Origin of the sequence: Hymenobacter sp. HSC-4F20, from assembly GCF_019599275.1 — a bacterium.
In the GTDB taxonomy this organism is placed as follows: domain Bacteria; phylum Bacteroidota; class Bacteroidia; order Cytophagales; family Hymenobacteraceae; genus Hymenobacter.
The window spans coordinates 70,649-79,930 of record NZ_JAHZTD010000007.1 but is presented as its reverse complement, the minus strand read 5'-3'; the positions used below and the strand labels follow the sequence as shown (position 1 = coordinate 79,930).

6 protein-coding genes and 1 CRISPR repeat array are annotated in these 9,282 nt (G+C 57.5%); of the genes, 5 read left to right on the top strand and 1 reads right to left on the bottom strand.

Annotation, left to right across the window (positions count from 1 at the left end):
- Positions 1-55: 55 nt before the first annotated feature.
- Positions 56-1,766: direct repeats of the CRISPR family, unit length 29 nt; unit sequence ATTTCAATTCCACACAGTCCGATTGAAGT.
- Between the two features lie 1,234 nt (positions 1,767-3,000).
- The 5 genes from K3G63_RS21660 (at position 3,001) to K3G63_RS21640 (ending at position 7,572) form a co-directional block, all read left to right on the top strand.
- Positions 3,001-3,981, top strand: coding sequence for an aspartate carbamoyltransferase catalytic subunit (locus tag K3G63_RS21660; RefSeq protein WP_220616241.1), 981 nt, complete (start codon positions 3,001-3,003; stop codon positions 3,979-3,981).
- Between the two features lie 78 nt (positions 3,982-4,059).
- Positions 4,060-5,337: a dihydroorotase gene (locus K3G63_RS21655; protein WP_220616240.1), complete on the top strand. Its 1,278-nt coding sequence runs from the start codon at positions 4,060-4,062 to the stop codon at positions 5,335-5,337.
- A 95-nt stretch (positions 5,338-5,432) separates the two neighbouring features.
- Positions 5,433-5,771, top strand: a complete 339-nt coding sequence (locus K3G63_RS21650) for a hypothetical protein (protein ID WP_220616239.1) — start codon at positions 5,433-5,435, stop codon at positions 5,769-5,771.
- Between the two features lie 41 nt (positions 5,772-5,812).
- A complete protein-coding gene (gene purE / locus K3G63_RS21645) occupies positions 5,813-6,325 on the top strand; it encodes a 5-(carboxyamino)imidazole ribonucleotide mutase (protein WP_220616238.1) in 513 nt (170 codons plus the stop codon).
- Positions 6,326-6,348: 23 nt separating this feature from the next.
- The gene (locus K3G63_RS21640; protein ID WP_220616237.1) at positions 6,349-7,572 is read left to right on the top strand and encodes a 5-(carboxyamino)imidazole ribonucleotide synthase; all 1,224 of its coding nucleotides are present in this window, start codon (positions 6,349-6,351) and stop codon (positions 7,570-7,572) included.
- A gap of 692 nt (positions 7,573-8,264) precedes the next feature.
- On the opposite strand, the gene K3G63_RS21635 is transcribed toward K3G63_RS21640, so the two are convergent.
- On the bottom strand, positions 8,265-9,236 hold the full coding sequence (locus tag K3G63_RS21635) for a type IX secretion system membrane protein PorP/SprF (RefSeq protein ID WP_220616236.1): 972 nt from the start codon (positions 9,234-9,236) through the stop codon (positions 8,265-8,267).
- Positions 9,237-9,282: the final 46 nt, after the last annotated feature.

The window sequence follows — 9,282 nt, the reverse complement described above, 5'->3', positions numbered from 1 at the left end:
CACACAGTCCGATTGAAGTCGGCCTCATCGGGGGAAGCGGCCTGCATCGGAATTTATTTCAATTCCACACAGTCCGATTGAAGTGAGGCAAAACAACCATTGCAACGCTTATTCATGTCTATTTCAATTCCACACAGTCCGATTGAAGTGATATTGGCCCCGCTACCAGGTGCGAACTGGTGCGATTTCAATTCCACACAGTCCGATTGAAGTGGCGTGACACATAAGCACTAATCCAACAATCCCGCTATTTCAATTCCACACAGTCCGATTGAAGTGAGTACTCCATGGGGACGAGCATCTTCGCTGCCGACATTTCAATTCCACACAGTCCGATTGAAGTTCTACCCCTGTATCGGTGGGGTCTTCATCGGCCATTATTTCAATTCCACACAGTCCGATTGAAGTAGAGCCGGTGCAGGACGTGGCCGCCCGAGTGCGCCTATTTCAATTCCACACAGTCCGATTGAAGTTGCCGAGCTGATGATGAAGGGTGGTCTGACGGCCCAATTTCAATTCCACACAGTCCGATTGAAGTACCCCGACATGATGAACGTGTTGGGAACCGGCCTGATTTCAATTCCACACAGTCCGATTGAAGTCGGTGAAGCTCTTGGTACCGGCCTCGTACACCGTATTTCAATTCCACACAGTCCGATTGAAGTACCGGCTGGCCCTCTACTGGATTCGCTTCTACAATCATTTCAATTCCACACAGTCCGATTGAAGTTGGATACCCTCGGTCAGCATCGAGGACTTCATGGAATTTCAATTCCACACAGTCCGATTGAAGTCGCTGGCCAGAGCTGCCGGGTCAGGCACTACTACCGATTTCAATTCCACACAGTCCGATTGAAGTTGGGTCTGGGCGCCCACCCACTTGTCGCGCTGCTTGATTTCAATTCCACACAGTCCGATTGAAGTTCGGCCGGAATAGCACTGCTCACATAGTCGTAAATATTTCAATTCCACACAGTCCGATTGAAGTTAGCTCTTATCGGTGGTGCTAAAAACCTATTCAAGTATTTCAATTCCACACAGTCCGATTGAAGTTGCTGAGGGTTGAAAATCTCGATCTTGTCGAACTTAATTTCAATTCCACACAGTCCGATTGAAGTCAGACGATGATTGTTCCGCCTGCATAAAAGTAAACGATTTCAATTCCACACAGTCCGATTGAAGTACCACGCAGGAACCACGGATGCCGAAATGCCCTGCTATTTCAATTCCACACAGTCCGATTGAAGTCCTGATCCGGGCCTTCCAGCGTGACCTGCACGTAGAATTTCAATTCCACACAGTCCGATTGAAGTCGCAAACTGCAGCCGTTGAGCCGGCGTGTGCATGTTATTTCAATTCCACACAGTCCGATTGAAGTTACAGGAAGCCAAACCCGCCACCGAGTCATTTACCGATTTCAATTCCACACAGTCCGATTGAAGTCCGGCCGCCACCCCGATGCTCACCAGCGAGCAGCTATTTCAATTCCACACAGTCCGATTGAAGTTAGGTGACGCCGCCCACGGTGAAGCTCGTGGCGTTATTTCAATTCCACACAGTCCGATTGAAGTGTCATTTTCCGGGCCAATGGCATGCAGTTGCCCATAATTTCAATTCCACACAGTCCGATTGAAGTTGGTGAGTTGGAAAAAGTTGCCCTCTGCCCCCAGAAATTTCAATTCCACACAGTCCGATTGAAGTGGTAATTTTATCGCCATTGGAGTCGCCAGCGAACCGATTTCAATTCCACACAGTCCGATTGAAGTCCGCGCAAAAAAGCCGCTAGTGGAGCCTAAAACTATATGTTTACCCATAAAACGAAAGAGTAAAGTCGTCGCATGGCAATACCAGGATTTTACTCAGTCGTCGACAACCTGTGAGAGTCAGCTACTTAGCTTTTACCTCAGCTTAGTGCGCTTCCGGAACATAGCGTAAACCAGCTGACCGACGACTGTACTGCTTCACAGAAACGTGTCCAGCCGGTAAGCAGGCGTACGCTCATTATGTCAGGAGAAGGGTACCAACGACAGGCAAAATACGCAGGCTCTCATTGCTTCGGATGGGTATTCCTGAACTACGCAGGTCATGCAGCGCAACCAAAGGGCCTCTTTGACCTTGGTTAAAATTTTGATATAAAAGTACATAGACAGTTTCGCTACGCCGACAAGGAAGAACAGCAAGCCGACAAAGGCTTCTATTGAAATGCGCTTCAAGCATTTGGGCCGTGCGTATATGCTGGCACTGCTTGTACCTGGCCCCTCAGCTGTTTCAGGCCCGACCCCCATCAGGCGGCAAAATGCCGCTCGGTGGGTCGGGCCCGTGAGCTGGCCGCACACCAACCGGCACGGCGAAGTTGACTTACCCGATGAGGCTCCACAAGACTACTTACGCGTTGCCGTAGACGCGCCTTTTGCCTTTCCATAGGAGCCTTGAGTCAAGCCGTCCGTTTGACTTTATGATTCCACTTTTACCTCAGGTTTAGGGAGCCAATCGGCCCGGAATGCTTCCGCAGAGCGCAGTAAACCGAAAGTTCTTCGCTCGTTTGTTCGCAATATGTAGGTTCGCCCCAACAGAAATCTTGCCTACCATGCTTAAAGGATACGTAACAATGCCGTAGCTTTGCACCATGCTTCAACCAAAAAACTTGTTGATGAAGCGTGGAACCCTGCTTGGCAAGGAACCGCGAGTGGGCCGGAAGGCCTTCGCCACCATCGGTTTTCCTGATTTTGCCTCTGGTATTTCTGTTGTTTTTTCTGGGTGTTACCCCGCTACCGTTTCGGATTCCGAAACGGTTTTTTTATGTCCGTCGAGTTCGTCTACTGCCGCCCCGCAGCTAGTTCATAACTCAAGCGCAACCCCCAACCCCTGCCCCAACCCGTGGCTGCTGCCGTCATTGCCTTGGCCCCCACCGGTAGCTGGTTTCTCCGTCGTGGGGAATGGCAGATAAGACGTCACCTTGTCCGTTTTAGCTAGACGACCTCACTTTTCCTCAACTCCGGTATGGCACGTAAAGACCTGCTCGACATTGCATCCCTTCACCGTGAGGAAATCGAGTTTTTGCTCGACCAATCCACGTCCTTTAAAAAGCTATTCACCCACTCGGTGAAGAAAATCCCGGCCCTCGAGGGCAAATCCGTGCTCATGCTGTTCTACGAGGCCAGCACCCGGACGCACTCCTCCTTTGAGGTGGCCGCCAAACGCCTCTCGGCGGAGGTAACGAATTTCGACGTTGCCCACTCCTCCATCACCAAGGGCGAGTCGGTGCGCGAGACCATCGAGACGCTCCAGGCCATGCGCACCGACTACATCGTCGTCCGCCACAGTCACCCCGGCCTACCCGGCATGATTGCCCGCCAAACCACGGCGTCGGTCATCAATGCCGGCGACGGGGCGCACGAGCACCCCACCCAGGCCCTGCTCGACGCTTTCACTATCCGGGAGAAGTTTCCCGACCCCCGGGGCAAAAAGGTTCTCATCATTGGGGATATTCTCCACTCCCGCGTCGCGCGCTCCACCAGCACCCTGCTGCAAAAGCTGGGCGTGGAGGTGGCCTACCTCGGCCCAGGCTCGCTGGTACCCAAGTATGTCCCGGAAAGCATCCGCCGCTTCACCGACTATGAGGCGGCTATGGCCTGGGCACCCGATGTGGTGTACCTGCTCCGCGTGCAGATGGAGCGCCAGGACGTGCAGTTTTTCCCCAGCGTCCGGGAATACCATCGGGTCTACGGCATCACCACGGCCCGGCTGGCCGAAATCCGCGACCGGGGCCTCTACATCATGCACCCCGGCCCCGTGAACCGGGGAGTTGAGCTGTGCGACGCCGTCATGGACTACGAGCGCAGCCTGATTACCAACCAGGTCGAAAACGGCATTTCCATTCGCATGGCCGTGCTCGACTGGCTAACGCCGGGCGGCGATTTTCCGAAACAGGAAGCCTATGCCGCGCAGCAGCGGCCCAGCTCAAAGCTCGTTATGCCCTAACCGCCGGACGCGGCCCCTACCCCTACTCTTACTTTACACCTCCCACAGCCTTAACCGGTTACCCGTAATTACCACTTCATGCTTCTCCTTCAAAACGCCCGCCTCGCCTCCGAAAATTCACCTGTGCTTCTCGAGAGCGATGTTCTGATTGTTGAAGGAAAAATTCAGGACATCGGCCCCAACCTGGCCATTCCCGAGGGGGCCCGCGTCATCGACGCGCGGGGTCGGGTGCTGATGCCGGGCATGTTTGATGCCCACGTCCATTTCCGCGCCCCAGGGTTTGAAAACAAAGAAACCATTACCACGGGTAGTGAGGCCGCTATCAACGGCGGCATTACCGGCGTGGTGATGATGCCGAACACCCGCCCCGCCCTCGACTCGGCCAGCTCAGTAGCCTCCGTGCTGGAAAATGCCAAGCACCGGTCCCGCATTCCGGTGTACACCTCCGGCTGCGTCACCAAGAACCGCGAGGGCAAGGAGCTGGCGGAAATAGAGGGCATGCGCGAGCTGGGGGTGAAAATGCTCACCGACGACGGGGACACTACCAGCGACCCGGCGGTGCTGCTGCGGGCCATGCAGTACGCCACCGAGTTTGGGATGTTTTTCGCCAGCCACTGCGAGGTGCCGGAGCTGGCCGGGCCGCGTGCCCTCAACGAAGGGGTAATGAGCTACCGGCTGGGCATTAAAGGCTCGCCGGCCTGCGCCGAGGAAATCATCATCGACCGTGACATTCGCCTGGCTCAGGCGGCGGGCGCGCACGTGCACATCCAGCACGTATCCAGTAAGGAGGGCATGGAAACCATCCGCTGGTGGAAATCGCGCGGCGATGTGAAGGTGACGGCCGAAGTGGCCCCCCACCACCTGCTGTTCACCGACGAGCACATCGGCGACTACGACACCAACTACAAGATGAACCCGCCGCTGCGCACCCAGGCCGATTGTGATGCGCTGCTGGAGGGGCTTAAGGAAGGAGTATTTGACCTCATTGCCACCGACCACGCCCCGCACACGCCGTTCGAAAAAGCCCAGGACTTCATCAGCGCGCCCAATGGCATTACCGGCCTGGATACGGCCCTGGTGTCGCTCTATCACTTCTTCGTTGAGCCCGGCAAATTCGGGTGGGACTTGGTGGTGAAGCGCTACTCGGCCGAGCCCCGCCGCCTGATGGGCCTGCCGGTACCTACCATCGAAGTCGGCCAGGAAGTTAACTGCGTCCTATTCGATACCGAAGCGGAAACAACCTTCACGAAGGAATTCATGAAATCCAAATCCCAGAACACGCCCTTCATCGACCAAACGTTGAAAGGCCGGGTAGACCTGGTGATTTTAGGTACGGAAATCCTCCTGGAGCGCTAGCCGTTGGAGCCTAGCTAAAAAAAAGAACGTCATGCTGAGCTTGTCGAAGCATCTCTACCGCTTCGTTGAGTTGTTTCGATTGACCCATTAAAGCAATGGATACGAATCAATACAAGCAGCTGAAAGAACGTGGAGACGTTCTGGATTTTGCTACTCTGAATGCTACACGCAGAATCTTGACGCAACGTGGCCAAGCGTACCTTGCTGACCGTATTACCCGCATTCTGTCAAACGACAAGATTGATAAACCTAGCTTGCACAACGCCCCGCAGGAACGCTTTTCAGATTTATATCGGGTCAGCTTAGCCGCTGAAGATGTTGCAGGTGTTGTTTCAATCCTATTCGACTACGAAACTGAAGTAGTTGACATTAATCCATCAGCAGCTGACTTAACTGACAAATGGAGTAACCTTAATGGGCTAACGAAGCAGTAGAGATGCTTCGACAAGCTCAGCATGACGACCAAATAATTTCGATGAGTACTCTTTCCTCTCCCAATACACCCAAACCCATAATCGGCGTGGTCATGGGCTCCAGCAGCGACTGGGACACCATGCAGCATGCTGTGCAGATTCTCATTGACTTTGGCGTGGCCCACGAAGCGCGTGTGGTGTCGGCCCACCGCATGCCCGACGACTTGTTTGCCTATGCCGAACAAGCTGGCCCGCGCGGTTTGCAAGCCATCATTGCCGGTGCGGGTGGGGCTGCCCACCTGCCGGGCATGCTGGCCGCCAAAACCACGGTGCCCGTGCTGGGGGTGCCGGTGGCCAGTCGCCATTTGCAGGGAGTGGATTCGCTGCACAGCATCGTGCAAATGCCCAAAGGGGTGCCCGTAGCCACGTTTGCGATTGGCACTGCCGGGGCGGCCAATGCGGCCTTGTTCGCCGTTAGCCTGCTGGCCTTGCACAACCCGAACCTGGCGACGAAGCTGCTGGCGTTTCGCGCCGAACAAACCGAAGCCGCCCGCGCCATGACGCTACCCGTATGAGCGCCGATAGTCACGTTACAGCCATGACCCCAATTTTCCCAGGCAGTGTGGACGCCGCCGGCCAACAGGCTACCCTAGGGGTGGTAGGAGGCGGCCAGCTGGGCCGGATGTTTGTGCATGCCGCCCAGCGCCTGGGGTACTTCACCGCCGTGCTGGAGCCGGACGCGCAAAGCCCGGCCGGACTGGTGAGTCACCACCACATCCAGACCGGCTACGACGACCCGGCCGGGCTGGCGCAACTGGCCCAGCTGTGCCAGGCCATCACCACCGAGTTTGAAAACGTGCCCGCCCAGGCCCTGCAAACGCTGGCGCAGACCCGCCCCGTGGCGCCGGACGCGGCCGTGGTGGGCATTGCCCAAAACCGCATCGAGGAAAAAGCTCACTTCACGGCCTGCGCGGACCTATCGGGGGTGAGTTGCGCGCCCTATGCCGTGATTGAAACGCCGGTCCAGCTGCAGGCCATCCAGGACGATCGGGCGGATTTGCTGCCCGGTATCCTGAAAACCGCGCGCCTGGGCTACGACGGCAAGGGCCAGGTCCGCGTCAGGACCGCCGCTGAACTGGCCACCGCCTGGGCGGAGTTGGGCAGTGTCGCCTGCGTGCTGGAAAAGATGCTGCCGCTAACCGCCGAGTGTTCGGTGCTGGTGGCCCGCGGCTGGGATGGACGGGTCGTCAGCTTTGCCCCGCAGCGCAACGTGCACGTCGATGGCATTTTGGCTGTGACCCACGCCTACGAAGAAAATATGCCGCCCGCCCTGGCAATTAGGGCCCGCGACGCGGCCGTTTCTATCGCGCAACAGCTGGACTATGTTGGGGTGCTGTGCGTGGAGTTTTTTGTGGTGGAAGACGGTAGTGAGCACGGTGGCCTGGTGGTCAATGAGATGGCCCCGCGCCCGCACAACAGCGGCCACTACACCCTGGACGCCTGCGACGCGTCGCAATTCGACCTGCAGGTTTATGCCATGGCGGGGTTGCCCTTGCCGCAGCCGCGCCAGCATTCCCCGGCTATCATGCTCAATCTGCTGGGCGACGTATGGTTTGACGCCAGCGGTCAGCTGCAGGAGCCAGACTGGCGCTCCGTGCTGAGCCTACCCGGAACGCACCTGCACCTGTACGGCAAGTTGCAGGCGCGCGCAGGCCGCAAAATGGGCCACCTGACCATCACCGGCCCGGATGTCGCCAGGGTTAAAACCGTGGCGCGACGTGCCGCTACTCTGCTCAGCCTGCCAGGGCTGGACGCTATTTAAACCCCCTAGTCTGAATGTGACCAAGTCAACCTGACGGCGAGGCCTTTTTGTAGCAGCAAGCAGGTAGGTGCACTCTAAGAACATACATCATACTACCTGTGGCTTCGCTTTTAGGCAGATGTGCACTTCGTATGGTTGACAAGTCCGATACGCCAGGGCTAGCAACCAGTAGCCGCCGTACGCAGCGAATCAGCCCTATGCCAGCACTTTCACCTGTCGAAGGCAGGCGGGGGGGATGTTTAGCGCCTCGGCCCCAGCACGAGCGGGAGCTGATCAGCAAGCGAACCAAGGAGGCGCTGGCGGCGCTACAAGCCCGTGGGGTTGCCCTCGGAACCCCACGGGCTTGTAGCGCCCGCTGCCATTCGTCAGGGTCAGGTCGTGCGCCAGCAGAATGCCGGGGAAAACAAGGAAAACCGCCAGGCCATACGGCTGGCCCTTCTCTTGCGCCAGCAGGGCCACACCTTGCAGCAAATTACCCACGAACTCAACGTGGAAAGTACCGCACGCGCCGGGGAAAAGACTTTGATGCTACTGCCGTGCGCCGCCTCTTACATCGGGTGCATTCCCACAGGCCCCCCCGGACGAGATGAGTACCGGATGCATCTAAACCATTGTACTGGCCTACCGCAGGTACTACCAGGGCCTTCCGCTCAGGACACGCCTACTGCCTGATAAGATGGGTGAGAATGGCCCTACCAGAAGCGGTTGGTGCACACCGCCTGGGCCTTCTTCTTAAGGCGCAGCCCCAACAGCACTTCGTGGCTGCCGCCGTGGTAGCCTGCCAGCTCGGACAGGCCCGCATCGTAGGAGTAGCCCAGCGTGAGCTGCTCGTAGCTGAGGCCCACCATGCCCACGAAGGAGTCAAAGGCACGCCAGGACACGCCGGCCCAGAGCAGGTCCTGGTACTTGAGCTTGGCGTTCAGGTCGAGGGAGAGCGGGGCCGGGTTCACGGCCTTAACCAGCACCGAGGGCACCAGCGACCAGTCATCGTTGAGTGGCACCCGCACCCCGGCGGTAGCAAAGTAGTGGCGCTTGAGCGTATTGCCCACACCGGCGCCCAGCCCGTTGAGTTCATAGGAGAAGCCGAGCTTGTTGCCCAGCAACTGCGCGCCCGAAATGCCCACGTAGAAATCAGAGCTGTACACCCACAGGCCGATAGAGCCATCGAGCACCCGCGAGGCGGCGCTGCCCGCGTAAGAGGTTGTATCGTAGAAACGCAGCTGCTGACCATCGACGGCAAATTGCTGCATACCGGCGGACACGCCCAGCGCCGCCCGCAGGTTAGGCCTCAAAACCAGGTTGTAGGCGTAGGAAAGATAGGCACCCTTCCGGCTTGTAGGGCCAGTTACATCGTTGTACACGAGGCCGCCTATGGCGTGAAACGGCCGCCGCCGGTCGCGCAGGGTACGCTTGCTGGTGGTACGCCACTTGCCCAGCGAGGAACTGGCGCTGAGGTAGTAGGTTTTGGGGGCTCCTTCCAGGCCCGTCCACTGGGTGCGGTAGCTGGTCTTGATGTCGATGTAATCTTCCACGCCCGTAGTGCCGGGGTTGAGAATGTAATTGTTGTTCATATACTGGCTGTACTGCGCCTGCTGCTGGGCCCGGGTTGGGGCCGCGGCCAGCAGCAGTAACGGCAGCAGCAGTAGAGTTAGCGCTCTTGTCATAGCTGAAAGTGCCTTAGGGTCTGTCCAGGAGAGGAGGGGAGCCCGG